General features: G+C 73.8%; 15 protein-coding genes. 5 read left to right on the forward strand and 10 right to left on the reverse strand.

All coding sequences use genetic code 11. The features are described 5' to 3' along the window. Positions 1-148 precede the first annotated feature (148 nt). The 4 genes from ACFV2S_RS36925 to ACFV2S_RS36940 form a co-directional block, all read right to left on the reverse strand. Positions 149-472 (reverse strand): hypothetical protein, encoded by a 324-nt coding sequence (locus ACFV2S_RS36925; protein ID WP_385570400.1) that lies wholly within the window; start codon positions 470-472, stop codon positions 149-151. Beyond that, a complete protein-coding gene (locus tag ACFV2S_RS36930) occupies positions 469-840 on the reverse strand; it encodes a WhiB family transcriptional regulator (protein WP_383796975.1) in 372 nt (123 codons plus the stop codon). The genes ACFV2S_RS36925 and ACFV2S_RS36930 overlap by 4 nt, the downstream gene beginning before the upstream one ends. Positions 841-1,013: 173 nt before the next feature. Beyond that, on the reverse strand, positions 1,014-1,370 hold the full coding sequence (locus ACFV2S_RS36935; RefSeq protein ID WP_383796974.1) for a hypothetical protein: 357 nt from the start codon (positions 1,368-1,370) through the stop codon (positions 1,014-1,016). A gap of 171 nt (positions 1,371-1,541) precedes the next feature. Continuing rightward, positions 1,542-3,719: an ATP-dependent DNA helicase UvrD2 gene (locus ACFV2S_RS36940; protein ID WP_385570406.1), complete on the reverse strand. Its 2,178-nt coding sequence runs from the start codon at positions 3,717-3,719 to the stop codon at positions 1,542-1,544. A 147-nt stretch (positions 3,720-3,866) separates the two neighbouring features. Between ACFV2S_RS36940 and ACFV2S_RS36945 the strand changes: the two genes are divergently transcribed. Together ACFV2S_RS36945 and ACFV2S_RS36950 are read left to right on the forward strand one after the other, a co-directional pair. Further along, positions 3,867-4,109 carry a mycoredoxin gene (locus ACFV2S_RS36945; protein WP_382872906.1) on the forward strand — a complete coding sequence of 81 codons (243 nt, stop codon included), beginning with the start codon at positions 3,867-3,869 and terminating at the stop codon, positions 4,107-4,109. 344 nt (positions 4,110-4,453) lie between these two features. Continuing rightward, positions 4,454-5,563 carry an acyltransferase family protein gene (locus ACFV2S_RS36950; protein WP_385570412.1) on the forward strand — a complete coding sequence of 370 codons (1,110 nt, stop codon included), beginning with the start codon at positions 4,454-4,456 and terminating at the stop codon, positions 5,561-5,563. 62 nt (positions 5,564-5,625) lie between these two features. Here ACFV2S_RS36950 and nudC read toward each other — a convergent pair whose 3' ends face one another. From nudC to ACFV2S_RS36980, 6 genes are all read right to left on the reverse strand, one after another. Beyond that, a complete protein-coding gene (nudC, locus tag ACFV2S_RS36955; protein ID WP_383796971.1) occupies positions 5,626-6,573 on the reverse strand; it encodes an NAD(+) diphosphatase in 948 nt (315 codons plus the stop codon). Between the two features lie 35 nt (positions 6,574-6,608). Next, entirely contained in the window at positions 6,609-8,027 is a 1,419-nt protein-coding gene (locus ACFV2S_RS36960; RefSeq protein ID WP_385570419.1) for a dipeptidase, read from the reverse strand. A 9-nt stretch (positions 8,028-8,036) separates the two neighbouring features. Then, positions 8,037-11,522 (reverse strand): UvrD-helicase domain-containing protein, encoded by a 3,486-nt coding sequence (locus ACFV2S_RS36965; RefSeq protein WP_385570424.1) that lies wholly within the window; start codon positions 11,520-11,522, stop codon positions 8,037-8,039. A gap of 60 nt (positions 11,523-11,582) precedes the next feature. Further along, complete coding sequence (locus ACFV2S_RS36970; RefSeq protein WP_385570428.1) at positions 11,583-12,404, reverse strand: hypothetical protein; 822 nt, start codon at positions 12,402-12,404, stop codon at positions 11,583-11,585. 137 nt (positions 12,405-12,541) lie between these two features. Then, a complete protein-coding gene (locus ACFV2S_RS36975; RefSeq protein WP_385570431.1) occupies positions 12,542-16,033 on the reverse strand; it encodes an ATP-dependent helicase in 3,492 nt (1,163 codons plus the stop codon). A gap of 176 nt (positions 16,034-16,209) precedes the next feature. Then, entirely contained in the window at positions 16,210-16,575 is a 366-nt protein-coding gene (locus ACFV2S_RS36980) for an MGMT family protein (RefSeq protein WP_383797727.1), read from the reverse strand. 198 nt (positions 16,576-16,773) lie between these two features. On the opposite strand from ACFV2S_RS36980, the gene ACFV2S_RS36985 reads away from it, so the two are divergent. The 3 genes from ACFV2S_RS36985 to ACFV2S_RS36995 all read left to right on the forward strand — a co-directional run bounded on the left by ACFV2S_RS36985 (position 16,774) and on the right by ACFV2S_RS36995 (position 21,326). Then, positions 16,774-19,419: a flippase-like domain-containing protein gene (locus tag ACFV2S_RS36985; protein ID WP_385570437.1), complete on the forward strand. Its 2,646-nt coding sequence runs from the start codon at positions 16,774-16,776 to the stop codon at positions 19,417-19,419. A 98-nt stretch (positions 19,420-19,517) separates the two neighbouring features. Beyond that, on the forward strand, positions 19,518-21,095 hold the full coding sequence (locus ACFV2S_RS36990; protein ID WP_385570442.1) for an alpha/beta hydrolase: 1,578 nt from the start codon (positions 19,518-19,520) through the stop codon (positions 21,093-21,095). Positions 21,096-21,200: 105 nt separating this feature from the next. After that, a complete protein-coding gene (locus ACFV2S_RS36995; RefSeq protein WP_385570447.1) occupies positions 21,201-21,326 on the forward strand; it encodes a hypothetical protein in 126 nt (41 codons plus the stop codon). Positions 21,327-21,425: the final 99 nt, after the last annotated feature.

Here is a 21,425-nt window from a genome sequence, read left to right on the forward strand (position 1 = left end):
CGGGGGGGGCCGGCGCGCGCGGGGGGGGGGGGGGGGGGGGGGGGGGGGGGGCGGGGCGGCGCCGCGGCGCGGGGGGGGGGGCGGCGCGGCCGCCCCCCCCCCCCCGAGGCCCTGTCCGGGGGGACAGGGCCGGGCATCACGTCGATGCTCAGTGCATGACGGCCATGGCGAGCGCGCGGCGGGCGCGCAGCGAGACGCGCTCGGCGCGGCGCTGCATGCGCCGGGCGGCGACCAGGCGCACGGCCTGGCGTTCCGCGTCGGCCTCGCGCTGTCGCTCGTGCATATGGGCACGGGCCAGGGCTTCTGGGATGAGTTGCATTTCACGGGTCCTGTTCTGACGCGCGGTGTACGCGGCGGCGGGGGAGAAGACTGGGGTGGCGGAGCCGGCGGGCTCGCTCGTGGAAGAGGTCATCGGGGCCTGCTTCTGGGGATCGTGCGTGAGGGGGCGGTCGATGGTTCCGGTGGCGCTCATGCCGCGACGACCGGGTTCTTGCGCGGACGGCCACGGGGCCGCTTGCGGGCGACGACCACGCCCTGGACGAAGAGCTCGCCGCCCCAGACGCCCCAGGGCTCGCGGCGCTCCTTGGCGCCGGCGAGGCAGGCGGCCATGAGCGGGCAGGTCCGGCAGAGGGACTTCGCGTACTCGACGTCGGCCGGGGACTCCGCGAAGAAGACCTCGGGGTCGTAGGCGCGACAGGGGACGGGGACGCCGAGGTTCTCGATGGCGTCGTCGAGCGCGGTGAGCGCGGTGAGGGGGGTCAAAGCGGGGTCCTCCGTGAGGCCGGGCAGGGGGAGCGATTCGGAATGCGGTACGGACGGGGCGTGCGCTTCGAGTTGCACGGTGGTCTTTCCTCGTCTGGTCGTTCCGGCCTGTTGGCCGGGGTTTCGGCTGGTACCGGGCGGTGTCTTTCCCGAGGCCCCTTCGCGCCGTCGCCCCCGTTCGGGGACAAACAGAAGGGCCGCGGATCCCGGGTGGGGTTCCGCGGCCCTGAAGGCGCCGGTCTGATCATGGATCAGACTGGATCACTCCAGGGTTCGAGCCCACGGAAGGCCCACATCATGTGGTCGTGCGTCGTCGTCTGCTGCTGGGTTCCGGCACCGGTCGCCGCAAAGTCATAGGCCTTGGCCTTGCCTGCTGCTCCTGCTTCCAGTGCCTTGGTCGGTCGCTCATTGCGCCGGACCACGGCGACCGCACCGAGACCGGAAAGACCGGTGACGGGCAGGCCGGCGACGGGCAGACCGGTGCCAATGAGAGCCGAGGCGGAGAGGCCGAGCGAGCAGGCGGAGACGGCCGAGCGATCGGTCATTTTGGCGCTGCTGACGAAGCTGGCGGTGCTGACGGTGCTGGTCTGGATGGTGTAGCTGATCACTGGAATCGCCTCCTCTCGGCGTCTCGGAGGGCTCGGGTGCGAGCCGGACCCTCATGTTTATTTGGACAAGTACAGCACGAAGACAGGGCTTCGAAGAAGCGCTGTTTCCGTGGTTAAGAACCTATGGGGCTTGACGGGGCGGGCGCAAACTATTTTTCCGACGAGTTTTCCTCAGGTCTCGTCCGCACCCGCCCCACCCTCCTCACCTGCGCAGATGGCCAGGACCTCGGCTCCGTAGCGGTCGAGCTTGCGGACGCCGACGCCGGCGATCGAGGCGAGCTCGCCGTCGGTGCCGGGGACACGCTCCGCGATCGCCATGAGCGTCTTGTCGGTGAACACGCAATACGCCGGCTGGCCGAGCTCCCTGGCCTGTTCCGACCGCCAGTCCCGGAGCCGCTCGTACAGCGCCTCGTCCATGTCCGAGGGACAGTCCTCGCAGCGCATCAGTTTCATCGCGCCCGCCTCGGTGAGGGTGGCGCCGCAGACCCGGCACAGGACCGGGCCGCGCTGCCTGCGCCGGACGGGGCCGCTCCCCCGCTCGACGGAGCCGCCGCCGGCGGAGCCCACCGTGCCGAGCGAGCCGGAGCCGGGCCGCAGCCCCTTGAGGAAGCGGCTGGGGCGCCGGTTGGGGCGGCCCCCGGGGGAACGGGACAGCGACCACGAGAGCGTGAGGTGGATCCGGGCCCGGGTGACGCCCACGTACAGCAGGCGGCGCTCCTCCTCGACCTGCTCGTCGGTCTTGGCGTAGGTGATCGGCATCATGCCCTCGGTGAGGCCGACCAGGAAGACGGCGTCCCATTCGAGGCCCTTGGCCGCGTGGAGCGAGGCCAGGGTGACGCCCTGGACGGTCGGGGCGTGCTGGGCGGCGGCCCGCTCGTCGAGCTCGGCGACCAGGTCGGAGAGGGTCGCTCCGGGCTTGGCGCGCGCGAAGTCCTCGGCGAGCCGGACGAGGGCGGCGAGGGACTCCCAGCGGTCGCGGACGGCGCCGGACCCGGCGGGCGCCTGGCTGGTCCAGCCCTTGGTGGAGAGGACGGCCCTGACCTGCGCGGGGAGGTCCTCCACGTCGTCGAGGAGCGAGTCGTTGCCCCCGGCGCGGGCGGCGCCGCGCAGGGCGATGCCCGCCTCCCGTACCTCCTGGCGCTCGAAGAAGCGCTCGGCGCCGCGGAGCTGGTAGGGCACTCCGGCGTCGGCGAGGGCCTGCTCGTAGACCTCGGACTGGGCGTTGATCCGGTAGAGGACGGCGATCTCGCCGGCCGGGACCCCGGCGGCGACGAGGTCGCGGATGCGGCGGGCGGTGCCCTCGGCCTCGGCGGGCTCGTCGGCGTACTCCGTGTAGACCGGCTCGGGGCCGGTGTCGCGCTGGGAGATCAGCTCGAGGCGGTGCTCGGCGGCCCGGCCGCGGGCCTGGCTGAGCAGCCCGTTCGCCAGGTGGACGACCTGCGGGGTGGAGCGGTAGTCGCGGACCAGTTTGACGACCGTGGCGCCCGGGTGCCGGGTGCGGAAGTTCAGGAGGTGGTCGGGGGTGGCGCCGGTGAAGGAGTAGATCGTCTGGCTGGCGTCGCCGACCACGCAGAGGTTGTCGCGGTCGCCGAGCCACAGGTCGAGCAGCCGCTGCTGGAGCGGGGAGACGTCCTGGTACTCGTCGACGACGAAGTGCTGGTACTGGCGGCGGATCTGGTCGGCGATGTCGTGCCGGTCCTGGAGGATGCCGACGGTGAGCAGCAGCACGTCCTCGAAGTCGATCACCGAGCGGTCGCGCTTCAGCTGCTCGTACATCGCATAGATCTGGCCGATCTCGGCCGGGTCGCGGGGGGCGTCCCTGACGGACTTGGCGACGGCCGCCGGGTAGTCGGCGGGGACGGTCTGGGTGACCTTGGCCCACTCGATCTCGCCGGTCACGTCCCTGAGCTCGTTCCGGTCGAGCCGGATCCGGCAGCGGGCGGCGGCCTCGGCGACCAGTTGGATCTTCCGCTCCAGGAGCCGGGGCAGGTCGCCACCGACTGCTTTCGGCCAGAAGAACTGGAGCTGGCGGAGGGCGGCGGAGTGGAACGTGCGGGCCTGGACGCCGCCCGCGCCGAGCTGCCGGAGACGGCCGCGCATCTCGCCCGCGGCACGGTTCGTGAACGTGACGGCCAGCACACTGGAGGGCTGCAGGATGGCCGCCCGCACCCCGTACGCGATGCGGTGGGTGATGGCCCGCGTCTTGCCCGTGCCGGCCCCAGCGAGGACGCACACCGGCCCGTTCAGGGCGAGAGCGACCTCGCGCTGCTCGGGGTCGAGCCCGTCGAGCACCGCGTCGGCCGTCTCCGGGACCTGCGGGAAGAGAGTGGAGTGCGTCGCTGCTGTCACCCCGCCATGCTGCCAGGTCGGCGGGGCCGGTGCGGCGGCTCGTCCACAGGCGGGAGGCGCCGGTCGTACGAATTCCGGGAATGGGGCGGGGGCGGCGTACGTTCTTCTTCTCGGCACCCGTCCGCGAACGAAGAGGAGCGCCTGGCCATGCAGGGCACTGTGACGATGTACAGCACCACGTGGTGCGGCTACTGCCGTCGGCTGAAGAGCCAGATGGAGCGCGAGGGCATCGCGTACACGGAGATCAACATCGAGCAGGACCCGGACTCGGCCGCGTTCGTCGAGAAGGCCAACGGCGGCAACCAGACGGTGCCGACCGTCCTCTTCCCGGACGGTTCGACCCTGACGAACCCGAGCCTCGCGCAGGTCAAGCAGAAGATCGGCGTCTGAAGCCCTTCCGCGGATCCCCGCACGGAACCCCCGACCGGTGACACGACCGGCCGGGGGTTCCGTGCGTGCGGGGGGCGTCCGGGGGGCCGAGGAGATCCCGAGGGGTTCGGGTGAAGATCGCGAAACGCCCGTGCGGAGACCACGAGGAGCGGTGACGCCCCGAGGGCGACGGGGGGAGGCCAGGAGGTCCCGTATGACCGGGATTTCGCCTGAGCGAACCCCATGAATCCCCTCCCACCGTGAAGAGCGTCACACACCACCCCGTCTTTGTGCGGCTTCCGACAGCGCCCCTATGCTCTCGTCCCGACCGAGATTTGCGACTGCATATCCAGGTGGGATACCTCGTGCTCAACCAGACAGCCCCTGCCCCTCTCGCCGCGCCCGTGTCCTGGAGCCGCGTGCCGGGCACCAGGACGGACGCCGCGGGCCGAGGCCGCGGACGCCTCCACGTCCTCGACGGCCTGCGTCTCGTCGCCGCCCTCATGGTGGTCGCGTACCACTACCTCGCCTTCGGGGCGGGCTGGCCCGCGCCGGTCGAGCGGCTCTTCCCCGGCACCTACTCCGTGGCCTCGTACGGCTACCTCGGCGTGGAGTTCTTCTTCCTCATCAGCGGCTTCGTCATCTGCATGAGCGGCTCGGGCAGGCCGGTGAAGGACTTCTTCGTCTCCCGTGTGGCGCGTCTCTACCCGGCGTACTGGTTCGCCGTCGTCGCCACGTCCGTCACCGTCGCGGTGATCCCCGGCGGGCGCGAGCACCTGCCCTGGAACGAGATCCTCACCAATCTGACGATGCTCCAGGAGCCGCTGGGCGCCGACTCCGTCGACGCGGTCTACTGGACCCTCTTCGCCGAGCTCCGCTTCTACCTGCTCTTCACGCTGCTCGCCTGGTGGGGCCTGACCTACCGCCGGGTGCTGCTGTTCTGCTGCGCCTGGGGAGCGGCGACCGTCCTCGTCGCCCCGGCCGCGCCCGGCCCCCTGCGGCTGCTGCTGATCCCCGAGTACAGCTGGTTCTTCATCGCCGGCGTGGCGTTCTACCTGATGTACCGGTTCCGCCCGAACCTGATGCTCTTCGGCGTCGTCGGCTTCTGCTACTGCGCCTCGCTCGCGCCCTCGATCGACAAGTTCAAGGAGCTCACCTTCCTCGGCGACCGGCCGGCGTGGCCCGTGCTCGTCGTGCTCGCCGCCTTCTTCGGGACGATGACGCTCGTCGCGACCGGCAGGCTCTCCGGCATCCGGTGGCGGTGGCTGCCGGTGGCCGGGGCGCTGACCTACCCCCTGTACCTGCTGCACGAGGTCATCGGCTGGGAGTTCTTCGCGCGCTTCGGGGCGCGGGTCTCCCCGTGGGTGCTGCTCACCGCCGTGCTGCTCGGGATGCTCGTGCTGTCGTACCTGGTGCACCGGCTCGTCGAGCGGCCGCTCGGCCGGAGTCTCAGGCGTCACCTGGCCCGTGCGTGAGCACCGCGGAGACGTCCCCGTCCGGTCGTACCGGCGGGGACGTCCTCACGTGCGGGACCGGCTCAGACCACGTCGCCGGGCTTCGGCAGCGGCTTGCCGTACCAGCGCTCGATCAGGCGGGAGGCGATCGAGATGCCGTACGGCGGCAGCACCTCGCCGGACTCGAAGCCGGCGGCCAGGTCCTCGCGGGAGAACCAGCGGGCCTCGTGGATCTCCTCGCCGTCCACCTGTATCTCCGAGGACGTGGCGCGGGCGAAGAAGCCCAGCATCAGGCTGGACGGGAACGGCCACGGCTGGCTCGCGATGTACTCGACCTCGCCGACCGTGACACCGGCCTCCTCGAAGACCTCGCGGGCCACCGACGCCTCGATCGACTCGCCCGGCTCCACGAAGCCCGCGAGGGTCGAGAAGCGTCCCTCCGGCCAGTGCACCTGGCGGCCGAGCAGCGCCCGGTCCTGGTCGTCGGTGACCAGCATGATCACCGCGGGGTCGGTGCGCGGGTAGTGCTCGGCGCCGCAGGCCTGGCAGCGGCGGACGTGACCGGCGGCCGCGACGACCGTGCGCTCGCCGCAGCGCGAGCAGAAGCGGTGGAGGCGCTGCCAGTTCTCCAGGGCCACGGCGTGCACCATGAGGCCCGCGTCGCGGTCGGAGAGCAGCAGACCGGCCTCGCGCAGCCCGGCGGGGCGGGCGGACTGGTCCATGCGGCCGGGCAGGGAGTCCTTCTGGAGCGCGAAGTACGAGACGCCGTCGGCGTCCGTGCCCAGGAAGTAGCGGTGGGTCTCGGTGACCGGGGCCTCGAAGGCCGGGGTCATCACGAGCTCGGTGGTGCCGTCGGGGAGGTCGTCGATGAGCACCTGGCCCCCGGAGACCACGAAGACCCGGGTGGTGGGGTGGCTCCAGGCCGCCGCCAGCCAGGCCTCGTCGAGGCGGTGGTGGGCGGCGCGGTCGATGCCGCTCGGGGCGGTGAGCGAGATCGGGCGGTCCGCTGACGCGTTCTTCAAGGTGCTCACAGGTGCTTCCAACTCCCCCGGATCGGTGTGTGGGTTCAGCGGGCGCTGGTGTGGAGGGCGGTGGGCAGGTCGCCCCACAGGAGCGCGGTCGTCTCGACGCCCTTCATGAGGAGATCGAGCTCGATCTTCTCGTTGGGGGCGTGCCAGCCGTCGGACGGGACGGAGATGCCGAGGAACAGGACGGGTGCCTCCAGGACGTCCTGCAGGTCGGCGGCCGGTCCGGAGCCGCCCTCGCGGGTGTAGCGGACCTTGGCGCCGTCGAAGGCCCGGCTCATGGCCCCGGCCACCGCCTTGAGGGCGGGGTGGTCGAGGGGGGTGAGGCAGGGGCGGGTCGGGGCGCCGAAGACGATCTCGTACCGGATGCCCGCGGGCACGAGTCCGGCCAGCCAGTCCCGTACCGCGCTCTCGATCTTCTCCGGGTCCTGGCCCGCGACCAGCCGGAACGACAGCTTGAGCATCGCGGAGGCGGGGACGATCGTCTTGCCGCCGGGGCCCTGGTAGCCGCCGCCGATGCCGTTGACCTCGGCGGTGGGCCGGGCCCAGACCCGCTCCAGGGTCGTGAAGCCGGCCTCGCCGAGGGTGCCGTGGGACTTGGCGGTGCGCAGCCAGGCCGCCTCGTCGAAGGGCAGCTCGGCGACGAGGGCGCGCTCGGCGTCGGTCAGTTCGGTCACGCCGTCGTAGAAGCCGGGGATCGCGACGTGCTCGTGCTCGTCGTGGAGGGCGGCGACGATGCGTCCCGCGACGGTGGCCGGGTTCGGCACGGCGCCGCCGAAGGAGCCGGAGTGGATGTCCTGGTCCGGGCCGTACAGCTCGATCTCGCAGTCGGCGACCCCGCGCATGCCGGTGCAGACGGTGGGGGTGGTCTCGGACCACATGCCGGTGTCGGAGACGATCACGGCGTCGGCGGCGAGCCGCCCGGCGTGCTCCTCGACGAGCGCGCGGAAGTGCGGGGAGCCGGACTCCTCCTCGCCCTCGACGATCAGCTTGAGGTTGACGGCGGGCGCGGTGCGGCCGGTGGCGGCGAGGTGGGCCCGGACACCGAGGGTGTGGAAGAACACCTGCCCCTTGTCGTCGGCCGCCCCGCGCGCGTACATCCGGCCGTCGACCACCGTCGGCTCGAACGGGTCCGTGTGCCAGCCGTCCTCGCGGGCGGCGGGCTGCACGTCGTGGTGACCGTAGACGAGGACGGTCGGGGCGTCCGGGTCCCCGGAGGGCCACTCGGCGAAGACGGCGGGCGCGCCGGCGGTCTCCCAGACCTCGACCGTGGTGAAGCCGGTCCCGGTGAGCTTGGCGGCGAGCCACTCGGCGCTGCGCCGTACGTCCCCGGCCCGGTCCGGCTGGGCCGACACGGAGGGGATGCGCAGCCATTCGGCCAGGTCGCCGAGGAAGGCGTCGCGGTGCTTCGCGACGTACGCGCGTACGGTGTGGACGGCGCTGTCCGGGGTCTCGCTCATGCCCCGAGCCTATCCGGCGTCCGGGGGTGCCCCGCCCAGCAGGATCGCCTCGAGACCGGCCCGCCCGGGCAGCCGAGCGGGCCGGGCGACCTCGCCCGTCCGGACGTACACGAAGGCGGCGGCCACCTCCTCGGGTGCGAGGCCGTGCTGCTCGGCCCAGGCCAGCCGGTAGATCGCCAGCTGGAGGGGGTCCGCGGAGCGCTCCCGGCTGGTCTTCCAGTCGACGATCTCGTACGCGCCGGACTCCGGGTCCCGGTAGACGGCGTCGATCCGGCCCCGGACGACCCGGCCCGCGAGGGAGAGGTGCACGGGGACCTCGACGCGGTACGGGGTGCGGTGGGCGTACGGGGTGCGGGCGAAGGCCTCCTTGAGCTCGTCGAGGTCACGCTCGTCGAGGATCTCCGGCTCCCCCGCGAACTCCTCGCCGCCGGGCAGCTCCTCCGGGCCGAGGAACGGCAGCGGGAGCTCCTCGAAGCGGGACTCCACCCACGCGTGGAAACGGGTGCCCCGGCGGGCGGCGGGCTGCGGCGCCTTGGGCATGGGCCGGGCCAGCTCCTGCGCGAAGCCGTCGGGGTCGGCGGCGAGGCGCAGCACCTGGGAGGCGGAGAGGTACGCGGGCAGCAGGACGTCACGCGTGGTCGCGCGGGCGCGGCGGAGCTCGGTGGTGAGGGCGGTGAGGTCGCGGTCCCAGGAGGCGACGGTCCTGGTGTCCTCGGCGGTGAGCGAGCGGACCTCCTCGCGGGGCGGCGGGACCGCGTCCCTGTGGGTGTCCTCGGGGAGGGCCTCCTCGTCCCAGACGGGCTCCTCCTCGTCGGGCCAGCGGTCCTCGGGGGCGGCGTCGGCGAGGCCGGGCGCCGTGCCGACGGGGCGGGGCTCCTCGGGGGCGGCGTCGGCGAGGCCGGGCGCCGTGCCGGCGGGGCGGGGCTCCTCGGGGTCGGCGTCGGCGAGGCCGGGCGCCGTGCCGGCGGGGCGGGGGTCCTCGGTTCCGTCCTGCGGGGCGTGCGCCCACAGCCGGTCCTTGACCAGTTCCGCCGCCTTCCGCCTGCGGGTCAGGGCCTCGTCGTCCAGGGGCAGCGGCCACGCCGGGTCGTCTCCGGGCGCCAGCGACGGGTTCTCCGCGTCCTTCTCCGGTTCGTCCGCCCAGGCCTCGATCTCGCCGTGGCCGGACGCGCAGTGGTCGTACAGCGCCTGGAGGAAGTCCGAGGGGCCCCGCGGCTTCTTCTGGGCCGGCCCCCACCAGTGGGCGGAGCCCAGGAGGAGGGAACGGGGGCGGGTGAAGGTCACGTAGCCGAGGCGGAGCTCCTCGGTGTGCTGGTGGTCCCGCATCTCGTTCTTGAAGGACGTCAGGGCCTTGGCGTCCCAGGTGTCGATGTCCGGCAGGGTGGCCGCGTCGCCGCGCAGGGCGTGCGGGAGCACCTGGGGCTGCGAGGTCCAGGACTCGCGGGCCCGGGCGCTCGGGAACTGGCCGGTGACCAGGCCGGGGACGGCGACGACGTCCCATTCGAGGCCCTTGGACTTGTGGGCGGTGAGGACCTTCACCGTGTTCTCGCCGCCCGGCAGCGCGCTGTCGAGGCCCTTCTCGAACTGGACGGCCGTCCGCAGGAAGCCGAGGAAGGCGAGGAGGCTGGCCTCGCCGTCGAGGGAGGCGAAGCCGGCGGCGATGTCGAGGAAGTGGCCGAGGGTCTCGCGGCGGCGGGCCGCGAGCGCGTGCGGGGAGGCGGAGAGCTCGACCTCAAGGCCGGTCGCGCCGAGGACCCGGTGCAGCACGTCCATCAGGGGGTCGGCGAGGGAGGTGCGCAGGGCGCGCAGCTCGGTGGCGAGGCGCGCGAAGCGGACCCGGGCCTCGGCGGAGAAGACCAGGCCGTCGTCGGCGCCGCCGGAGTCGAGGAAGGTGTCGAGCGCGTCGGCGAGGGAGACGACCTCGGCCGGGTCGACGCCCTCGACGGCGGCCGCGAGCCGCTGGTCGGGGTCCGCCTCCTCGCCGCCCCGGTGGACCAGGAGGCGGGCACGGCGGCCGAGGAGGGCGAGGTCGCGGGCGCCGATGCGCCAGCGGGGGCCGGTGAGGAGGCGGACGAGGGCGGCGTTGGCCCCCGGGTCCTGGAGGACCTCGCAGACGGCGACGAGGTCGGCGATCTCGGGCAGGTGGAGGAGGCCGGAGAGGCCGACGACCTCCACGGGCACGTCCCGGGCGACGAGCGCCGCGTGGAGGGCGGGGAAGTCGGTGGCGGTGCGGCACAGGACGGCGATCTCACCGGGCTCCCGGCCGGTCCGTACGAGGTGGGCGAGGGAGTCGGCGAGCCAGTCGATCTCCTCGGCGTGGGTGGGCAGCAGCGCGATCCGCACGGTGCCGTCGGCCTCGGCGCCGGGGGCGGGGCGCAGCGCCTCGACGCCCGCGTGCAGGGCGCGCAGGGGGGCGGCGAGGCCGTTGGCGAGGTCCAGGAGGCGGCCGCCGCTGCGCCGGTTCTCGGAGAGGGAGTAGCGGTTCGCGGGGCTGCCGTCGGCGTGCGGGAAGTGCTCGGGGAAGTCGTCCAGGTTCGCCACGGAGGCGCCGCGCCAGCCGTAGATGGCCTGGCAGGGGTCGCCGACGGCGGTCACGGCGTGTCCGGTGGCGCCGCCGGTCGGGCCCTGTCCGAAGAGGCCGGAGAGCAGCAGCCGCTGGGCGACGGAGGTGTCCTGGTACTCGTCGAGCAGGACGACCCGGAACTCCTCGCGGAGGATCGCGCCGACCTCGGGGCGGGTGGTGGCGAGCTCGGCGGAGCGGGCGATCTGGTCGCCGAAGTCGAGCAGGTCGCGGGAGCGCTTGGCGGCGCGGTAGCGGACGACGAGGTCGAGGAGCTCGCGGCGGGCGGCGGAGGCCTCGGGGATCTTGCGCAGCTCGGCGTTGCTGAGCCGGGCGCCGGCGAGGGCGTCGAGGAGCTCGGAGTCGTACGCGCGGAGCCGCTCGGGCGGCACGAGGTGCTCGGCGAGCTCGGCGTCGAGGGCGAGCAGGTCGGTGATGAGCGTCGGGAAGGAGCGGGTGAGCGCGGGGTACGGGCCGGGGGCCTCGCGCAGCACGCGCGCGGCGAGCTGGTAGCGGGTGGCGTCGGCGAGCAGCCGGGAGGTGGGCTCCAGGCCGATGCGGAGGCCGTGGTCGGTCAGGAGCTGCCCGGCGAAGGCGTGGTACGTGGAGATGCGGGGCTCGCCGGGAGGATCGTCCGGGTCGATGACGTCGGGGTCGGTGACGCCGGCCCGGACGAGGGCGGTGCGGACCCGCTCGGCGAGCTCGCCGGCCGCCTTGTTGGTGAAGGTGAGGCCGAGGACCTGCTCGGGGGCGACCTGGCCCGTGCCGACCAGCCAGACCACCCGGGCGGCCATCACCGTCGTCTTGCCGGAGCCGGCTCCGGCCACGACGACCTGCGGGGCGAGCGGCGCGGTGATGCAGGCCGTCTGCTCCGGGGTGAACGGGATGCCGAGGAGCTCCTTGAGCTGCTCGGGGTCGGTGAGGTGCGCGGTCACCTGAACGAGGCTAACGGGGCGGACCGACATTCCCACCCCGTGCGCCTCTGACCTGCGGTGCTACGCGGAGACCCCGCCGTCCAGCCCGGTGAGGTCCACGGTCTCGTCGGCCGGCGGGACCTTCACCGTGACCGGCTTGTCGTAGTCGCGGAAGACCATGGTGCCGGGTTCGTCGCCGCCCGCCTTCACGATCTTCAGGATGTACGGCTTGCCCCGCTCGGCGACGGACACCGTGGTCGTGCCGCCGTCGGTCCTCTTCTTCACCAGGGTCGCGACGGGCGTGCCGGCCACCGTGCCGTCCGGGCCGCGGGTCAGTCCGCTGCGCTGCTCCTTGTCCTTGTCCAGGTCGGCGAGGAGCGACTTCAGGTCGCAGACGCCGCCGAGGGCCTCGCTGCCCGCCTGTCCCGGGGCGATCTTCAGCCAGCGGCCCTTGATCAGTTCGAGGGTGGCCGTGATCTGCGGCTCCGGTATGCCCTGGGAGGACATGGAGACCCGCCAGAACGTCTCGTCGCCCTTCATGTAGGTGACGTGGTCGACCCGGCGCAGTTCGGCGATGCCGCCCTTGATCCTCATCAGGCCGGTGCACTCGTCGTGGTCGTTGAGGGCGAAGTCGATGTCGAGCGGCTGTCCGTCGCTGACGACCCGGCCGGTCATGCGCAGCGACGTCGCGGACTGCGTGGCCGTGACGGCGCGCTCGCCGATCTCGTCGGCGGTGAGGTGGGCGAAGGGATCCGGGGAGGGGGCGGGTCCGGGGGCCGCCGCGCCGGGTGGGGCGGCGGCCGGGCCGGCGGTCGCCGCCCAGGCCGCGACCGGCGCGGGCCCCGTGGCGACGACGGCGGCGCAGACGACCGCCGCGGCGCGGAGCTTTCGGTGGGACGCCATGCGGGCCTCCTCGCGTTCCCGTGCACCCCTGTCCACCAGGGTCGCCCCGCGCGCGCGTGCCCGCTACTCCGCACGGGTGGGGCCCCGGGTGCGACGGCCGGGGCCCTCGTGGAGCGCGCGGGCGTAGGTGCGGCGGGTCAGTCGACGACCTGGCGGCCCTCCGGCCGGGCACTGCACGAGGCCCGGAAGGAGCAGGTCGTGCAGTGCTGGCCGGTGCTGGGGGTGAACCGCTCGTCGAGGACCCGGCCGGCCGCCGTGGCGAGCAGCTCGCCGACCCACTCGCCGGTCAGGGGCTCCTGCGCCTGGACCTTGGGCAGGGCGTCGCCGCCCTCCTTCTTCGGGGCGGCCTGCCGCAGCTGGACGAGCTCGGCGCCGCCGGGCTCCGGGCGGTCCCCGCCGAAGACCTCGTCGAGGGCGCCCTCCCGCACGGCGAGCTGGTAGACGGCGAGCTGCGGGTGGTGGGCGACCTCGTCCTTGGTGGGGGCGGACTTGCCGGTCTTGAAGTCGACGACGTACGCGCGCCCGTGCTCGTCGGTCTCGACCCGGTCCATGGACCCTCGGATGCGGACCTCGTACTCCCCCGCCTCCAGCGTCACGTCGAAGCCGTGCTCGGACGCGGCCGGGGTGCGGCCGCCGCGGTCCATGACGTGCCAGCTCAGGAAGCGTTCGAGGGCCACGCGCGCGTGCTGCTTCTCCTGCGCCGACTTCCACGGGGCGTCGAAGGCGAGGGCGTCCCAGACGGAGTCCAGCCGGGCCATCAGGACGTCGAGGTCGGCCGGAGTGCGCCCGGAGGCGACCTCGTCGGCGAGCACGTGCACGACGTTCCCGAAGCCCTGGGCCGCGGTCGCGGGTGCCGCCGCCTTGACCTCGCGGCCCAGGAACCACTGGAGGGAGCAGGTGCCGACGAGGTTCTCCAGGGAGCTCGGCGACAGCGCCACCGGGCGGTCGCGGTCGCGCAGCGGCTCCGGGCTCCGGGTCGGCTCGAACAGGCCCCACCAGCGGTCGGGGTGTGCGGCCGGGACGAGCGGCTGGCCGTCCTCGTCGGTGAGCGCGGCCAGCCGGGCGAGCCGGTCGGCGGCGGCCTCGCGGAGCTCGGGCGAGGCCTCCGGGTCGACGGTCGTGGCGCGGAGCTCGGCGACCAGGGCGGAGACCGCGAGCGGGCGGCGGGGGCGGCCGGGCACGTCCTTCGGCTCGGCGCCGAGCTCGGCGAGGAAGCGGGACGGCTGGTCCCCGTCCTCGGCGGCGGCCTTCACCGCGGTGACGACGAGCCGGTCACGCGCGCGGGTGGCGGCGACGTAGAAGAGGCGGCGCTCCTCGGCGAGCAGGGCGCCGGGGGTGAGGGGCTCGGCGAGGCCGTCGCGGCCGATGCGGTCGGCTTCGAGGAGCGAGCCGCGGCGGCGGAGGTCCGGCCAGAGGCCCTCCTGCAGGCCCGCGACGACGACGAAGCTCCATTCGAGGCCCTTGGAGCGGTGGGCGGTCATCAGGCGGACGGCGTCGGGGCGGGTGTGCCGGCGGGTGAGGGTGTCGGCGGCGATGTCCTGGGCGTCGAGCTCTTCGAGGAAGTTGAGGACGCCCCGGCCGCCGACGCGCTCCTCGGCGCGGGCGGCGGTCTCGAAGAGCGCGCAGACGGCGTCGAGGTCGCGGTCGGCGTTGCGTCCGGCGGGGCCGCCGCGCAGGGCGGCGCGCTCCAGGCGGCCGGGCCAGGGCGTGCCCTTCCACAGCACCCAGAGGGCCTCCTCGGCGGTGCCGCCGGCGGCGAGGAGGGTGCGGGTCTCCTGGAGGAGCAGCCCGAGCCGCTGCGCGCCCTTGCTGTACGCGGGGTCGTGGGCGACGAGTCGCCCGGGTTCGGCGAGGGCCCTCGCGAGGAGGACGTCGGAGGGCGGCGGGATCTTGTTGCCGGCGGCTCGCTCCTCGTCGCGGAGGGCGCGGCCGAGGCGGCGGAGGTCGGCGGGGTCCACTCCCGCGAGGGGCGAGGCGAGCAGCTCCAGGGCGGTCTCCACGGAGAGCCATCCGGCGGTGTCGTACGGCCCCGGGGCGGCGGGCGCGGTCTCGGCCGGGGCCGGGGCGTCGGCGTCCACCGGGCCGCCGTCCGGCGTGGGCCCGGCGTCCTGGAGCTCACCGTCCGGGACGGGTGCGGCGTCCTGGAGCTCACCGTCCGGGACGGGTGCGGCGCCGTCGGGGGTGGCGCCCACCCCGTCCGCCCCGGCGGAACGCATGCCCGCAGCCCGGTCCGGCGCGGCGGGACGCAGGTCCGCGGCGACCGCCCTCAGTGCCAGCAGCAGAGGAGCCACCGCCGGTTCGTGGCGCAGGGGGGTGTCCGCCGCGTCCGTCTCCACCGGGACGCCCGCGGAGGTGAGGGCGCGGCGGAGGGACGGCAGGGAGGAGGAGGCGCGGGTGAGGACGGCCATGTCCGGCCAGGGCACGCCGTCCTCCAGGTGCGCGCGGCGCAGCAGGTCGGCGATGTTCTCGGCCTCCGCCGAGGCCGTGGGGTACGTGTACGCCTCCGCCCGGCCGCCGTCCCGGGTCGGGGCGAGGTCGCGGTGGGCGCGGACCTTGTCGGCGGGGAGCCGGGGCATCGGCATCCGCTGGGCGAGCAGCCGGGTCGCCCCGAGCAGGGCGGCGCCGGAGCGGCGCGAGGCGCCGAGGACGCGGACGTCCGCGCCGCCGAACGCGGACGGGAAGTCGAGGATGCCGTTCACGTCGGCGCCGCGGAAGGCGTAGATGGACTGGTCGGGGTCGCCGAAGGCGACGACCGTGGCGTGGCCGCCTCCCGCGAGCGCGTGCAGGAGCCGGACCTGGGCGGGGTCGGTGTCCTGGTACTCGTCGACGTAGATCGCGTCGTAGGCGGGCAGGCGGGAGTCCCGGGCGAGCGGTACGGCCCGGTGGACGAGTTCCGCGTAGTCGAGGACGCCCTGGAGGTCGAGGACGTCGAGGTACTCGGCGAGGAAGCCCGCCGCAGCCTTCCAGTCGGGGCGGCCGACCCGGTCCGCGAAGCGGGCCAGCGCGTCGGGTCCGAGGCCCAGTTCGCGGGAGCGCGCGAGGACGGCCCGTACCTCGTCGGCGAAGCCCCGGGTGGTGAGGCAGGCGCGGAGCTCGTCGGGCCAGCGGACGTGCCCGAGGCCCGCCTTCTCCAGGTCGATCTGGCCGGCGAGCAGTTCACGGACGGCGAGGTCCTGCTCGGGTCCGGACAGCAGCCGGAGCGGTTCGGCGAAGAGCTCGGCGTCCTGGTGGGCGCGGATCAGGGCGTAGCAGTACGAGTGGAAGGTCGTCGCCTGCGGGGGGCGGCGGCCGCCGAGCCGGGCGGCCATGCGGTCGCGGAGTTCGACGGCGGCCTTGCGGCTGAAGGTGAGGACGAGGAGGCGCTCGGGGTCGGCGCCGTTCTCCATGCGGGCGGCGACCGCCTCGACCAGCGTGGTCGTCTTGCCGGTGCCGGGTCCGGCGAGGACGAGGAGAGGTCCCTCGGTGTGCTCAACCACTTCCCGCTGGACTGCGTCCAGCTGAGGGGGATCCAGCGGGGCCGGCGTGGTGCGCACCAGTCGGTACGCGCCCGGGGTCCGCTGCCGTCCCGGACCCGGGTACGGCTGTCCCTGGTGCGGCGGCGTACGCCGGGTGGTGGAGGAGGAGCTCACGTGGATCGCCGGTCCTGGTGGGTGTGGTGGTGCGGGTGAGGCGGCCGTGTGCCGTGGCCGCCGCCTCGGGATGCGCGGACGTCGACGTTACGCGAAGCGTGCCGCCGACGAGCCGTACTCCGCACCGCGTCCACCCCCGCGGGCCCCTCCCGCCCCGGCCCGCCGGGGCGGAGCCGTCAGGTGTGAGTTCCGTCCCAGCGGGCCCGCCGCATGTCGATCCTCGGCACGTGCCCCTCGGCCGCGGGGCCCGCCGCGCGCAGCGGCGTGCCCTCCTCGCGGTAGTGCCCGAGGGCCCGGAGCTCGTGGCCCGGCAGCAGGGTGCCGTCGGCGCGGACCACCCGCCACCAGGGGGCCGAACCGCCGTACAGTGCCATGACACGGCCGACCTGGCGCGGCCCTCCCTCGCCCAGCCACTCGGCCACGTCGCCGTAGGTCATCACGCGGCCGGGAGGGATGGCGTCGGCCACGTCGAGCACCCGCTCCGCGTACGCGGGCAGGTCTCCGGTCTCCCCCACGGGTTCCTCGATGCTCATCCGCCCCATCCTGCCTCACCGCACCGACATGGCCCTGATGCCTCCGCCCGGCGGCTCTTCGTGCCACCATCGTCCGGGCGGTGACTGGTGATACGAGATCAAGAGCGACAAGTACAAGAACACGGACAAGAACACGAGCACGATCGCACGGGTGATCGCGAGCATGATCACGGACGCGACCGACGAGAAGCACATGCAGAGACGGACATGGTGATGGGGCAGGACACGCGGCCTCCCGAGGGGGCTCAGCCCGACGTGCCCGAGCGCGTCTCCGGGGACGAGCCGCTGCTCGCCGCCCGCGTCCACCGGCCCTCCGACCTGATGCGGCTGCTCGTCGGCCTGCTCGCCATCGGACTCGTCATCGCCGTCGCCGCCTTCGCCCACGCCACGACCTCGGGCCTGGAGGAGGACATCAACAAGGGCGCGGTCGGCGCCCCGGACGTCTTCGTCAAGATCGCCGGTCTCGTCTCGTCCATCGCCGTCCTGCTCGTACCGGTCGCGTTCGCCATCGAACGGCTGATCAAACGCGACGGGCTGCGCATCGCGGACGGCGTCCTCGCCGCCGTCCTGGCGCACGGCGTCACCCTCGCCACCGACCTCTGGGTCGCGCAGGCCGCGCCGGGCACGATCCAGGACGCGCTGACCCAGCCGCAGTCCGGCGGCGGCCTCACGGACCCCGTGCACAACTACCTCGCGCCGGTCATCGCGTACATGACCGCCGTCGGCATGGCCCGCAGGCCCCGCTGGCGGGTGTCGCTCTGGGTGGTGCTGCTGCTCGACGCCTTCACCATGCTGGTCGCCGGTTACACCACCGCCCTCTCGATCATCCTGACCGTCCTGATCGGCTGGACGGTCGCCTACGGCACCCTGTACGCCGTCGGCTCGCCCAACGTCCGGCCCACCGGGCAGACCCTCCTCGCCGGCCTGCGCCGGGTCGGCTTCCGGCCGGTGACCGCGCTGCGCGCCGAGGACGTGGCCGACGCGGCCGACAGCGGGGACCGGGGCCGCCGGTACATCGTGACCCTGGAGGACGGGCCGCCGCTCGACGTCACCGTCGTCGACCGGGAGCAGCAGGCCCACGGCTTCTTCTACCGCGCCTGGCGGCGGATCAGCCTGCGGACGATCACCACCCGCCGCTCCATCGTCTCGCTGCGCCAGGCCCTGGAGCAGGAGGCGCTCCTCGCGTACGCGGCGATCGCCGCCGGGGCGAACGCGCCGAAGCTGATCGCCACCTCCGAGCTCGGTCCGGACGCCGTGATGCTCGTGTACGAGCACATCGGCGGCCGCACCCTGGACTCGCTCGACGACGAGGAGATCACCGACGAGCTGGTCCGCAGCGCCTGGCGGCAGGTCCGGGCGCTGCAGTCCCGCCGGATCGCGCACCGGCGGCTCTCCGGGGACGCGATCCTGGTGGATCGTTCCGGCAGGGTGATCCTCACGGATCTGCGCGGCGGCGAGATCGCGGCCGGCGACCTGGTCCTGCGGATGGACATCGCCCAGCTGCTCACCACCCTCGGTCTGCGGGTCGGGGCGGAGCGCGCGGTCGCCGCGGCCGTCGAGGTGCTCGGTCCCGACACCGTCGCCGACTGCCTGCCACTGCTCCAACCGATCGCGCTGAGCCGCTCCACGCGCGCGACGCTGCGGAGACTGGCCCGGGAGCGGTCCGCCCGGGAGCGGGAGGCCGTGCTCGCGGCCTCGGAGGCCGCCAAGCACGAGCGGGCGCTCGCCAAGGCCGAGGCCGCGGCGGACAAGGAGGCCGTCCCGGCGGAGACGAAGGCAGAGAAGAAGGCGGACAAGAAGGCCGAGAAGCGGGCCCTGGACACCGCCCTCGACGAGGCCCGCGAGGAGGACCTGCTCGCGCAGATCCGGCAGCAGGTGCTGCTCATCCGCCCGCAGGCCCCGGTGGAGCCGGTCCGCCTGGAGCGGATCAAGCCGCGGACCCTGGTCAGCATGATCGCGGGCGCGGTCGCCGCGTACTTCCTGCTGTCGCAGATCGCCCGTACGCCGCTGTCGACGGTCAGCGAGGCGGACTGGCGCTGGGTGGCGGCCGCGGTGCTGTTCTCGGCGATCAGCTACGTGGCGGCGGCGATGAGCCTGCTGGGCTTCGTGCCCGAGCGGGTCGGGTTCTGGCGGACGGTGGTGGCACAGGTCGCCGGCTCGTTCGTGAAGATCGTCGCTCCGGCGGCGGTCGGCGGTGTCGCCCTGAACACCCGCTTCCTCCAGCGCGCGGGCGTCCGCCCGGGGCTCGCGGTCGCGAGCGTCGGCGCCTCGCAGCTCTTCGGGCTCGGGGCGCACATCGTGCTCCTGCTCTCCTTCGGCTATCTGACGGGCACCGAGAAGACGCAGTCCTTCAGCCCGTCGAGGACGGTGATCGCAGGGCTCCTGACGGTCGCGGTGCTCGTCCTCGTGGTGACGGCGATCCCGTTCATGCGCAAGTTCGTGTCGACGCGACTGCGCTCGCTCTTCGCCGGAGTGGTGCCGCGCATGCTGGACGTGCTCCAGCGGCCCATGAAGCTGGCGACGGGCATCAGCGGGATGCTGCTCCTGACCATCGTGTTCGTCCTCTGTCTGGACGCCTCGATCCGGGCGTTCAGCCACGGGAACCAGACGATCAGCTACGCGACCGTGGCCGTCGTCTTCCTCGCGGGCAACGCGCTCGGTTCGGCGGCGCCCACCCCGGGCGGTGTCGGCGCGGTCGAGGGCGCTCTCACCGTCGGCCTGGTCACCGTCGGCGGCCTGCCGATCGAGGTCGCGACCCCGGCCGTGCTCCTGTACCGCCTCCTCACGCTGTGGATCCCGGTACTGCCGGGGTGGATCTGCTTCAACTGGCTGACCAAGCGGGAAGCCCTGTAGGGAGCTCCCCGGCAGCCGGTCCGCGGGGCCGCCGCCCCCGCCACCCGCTTGGACCCCCGTCCCGCGCGGGGGCGGGGGCCGCGGCCCACGATGGGCCTATGCCGATCTCCGCCGCCCAGCGCGCCGCCCTGCTCACCGCCACCACCGTGCTGCTCGCCGCCGGCTGCTCGGACGGGGGAGACCAGGCGGCGGACCCGGTGACGCCGACCGGCAGCGCGACCGGGCTCTCGGCGCTGACGTCGCAGAAGCTGTCCTGGGCGCCGTGCCCGCCGCCGTCCGCCGCCGAGGGCGGCGGACCCGCGCCCTCGCCGCTGCCCGGGGGTGCCGTCTGGGAGTGTTCCTTCCTCCAGACGCCGCTCGACTGGGCGGACCCGGAGGGCGAGACCATCGAGCTGGCCCTCATCCGCGCCAAGGCCCGGGACAGCGCCCGGCGGATCGGCTCGCTCGTCTTCAACTTCGGCGGTCCCGGCGGCTCCGGCGTCACCGCCCTGCCCGGTTTCGCGACCGACTACGAGTCGCTGCGCTCCCGCTACGACCTGGTCTCCTTCGACCCGCGCGGCGTCGGCCGCAGCGACCCCGTCGAGTGCGCCACCGACAAGGAGCTCGACGCCTACTACGCCCTGGACTTCACCCCGGACGACGCCGCCGAGGAGCGGACGCTGTCCGACGCGCAGAAGCGCTACGCGCGGGGCTGCGAGCGCGACGCGGGCGCGGCCCTGCCGCACGTCGGCACCGAGAACGCGGCCCGGGACATGGATCTGATGCGGCAGGTCCTCGGCGACGAGAAGCTGCACTACTTCGGCATCTCGTACGGCACCGAGCTCGGCGGCGTCTACGCCCACATGTTCCCGAAGAACGTCGGCCGGGCCGTGTTCGACGCGGTCGTCGACCCGGACGCCGGCGTCGAGGACGGCGCCCTCGGCCAGGCGAGGGGCTTCCAGCTGGCGCTGGACAACTTCGCCCAGGACTGCGTGGACCGCGGCGACGAGTGCGCGCTGCCCGGCAGCAGCGTCTCGGAGATCGAGGCGGGCATCACGGACCTCCTCGCGGAGCTCGACAAGAAGCCGATCCCCGGCATCGGGGACCGGAAGCTGACCCAGACCCAGGCCACCAACGGCATCGCGCAGGCGCTGTACTCGAAGGAGTTCTGGCCGTATCTGGAGCAGGGGCTCGACGCGGCCGACGGCGGCGACGGGGCCCTGCTCCTGTCCCTGTCGGACGCGATGAACGGGCGCAGCCAGGACGGCTCGTACAGCAACATCCAGGCCGCGAACGCCGCCATCAACTGCGTCGACTTCAAGGAGCGCTACACCCTCGGGCAGGCGAAGGAGCGGCTCGGCCAGTTCCGCGAGGCCTCCCCCGTCTTCGGTGACTTCATGGGCTGGTCGCTCGCGAGCTGCTCGCAGTGGCCGGTGCCGGGGCTCTGGGAGCACCCGGACGTCTCGGCGCCGGGCGCGGCGCCGATCCTCGTGGTCGGGAACACCGGCGACCCGGCGACGCCGTACGAGGGCGCCCGGTCGATGGTGAACGCGCTCGGCAAGGGCGTCGGGGTCGAGGTGACGTACGAGGGAGAGGGCCACGGCGCCTACAACAGCGGCAGCAAGTGCGTGAAGAAGACGGTGGACGACTACCTGCTGGCGGGCAAGGTCCCGGCCTCGGGCACGGTCTGCAAGTAGCGGGCCCCGGACGCGGGGGGGGGGGGCGGGCGGCCCCCCCACGGCGAGCTCGACCTCATCGCCGGAGGTATCACCTCAGACACCCCGTGGGTGGACAAGGCCGGCGTGAGCCGTGGATACACGCAGATCCAGGGGGCGAACGGTCGCGAGATCGTCATGCTCGTCCCGCTCGGCGAGAACGCGTTCCTGACGAAGCTCGAGACCTTCCTCGACGAGGAGGTCGGCGGATGACCGAGACCGGGCAGTTCGGGCGCACCACCCTGCCGCCGAAGCAGCAGCGCGCGCTCCGCAGCGCGGTGAAGTGGGAGATCTTCACGATCGTCTACACGT

The sequence above is a fragment of the Streptomyces sp. NPDC059695 genome, assembly GCF_042733785.1.
In the GTDB taxonomy this organism is placed as follows: domain Bacteria; phylum Actinomycetota; class Actinomycetes; order Streptomycetales; family Streptomycetaceae; genus Streptomyces.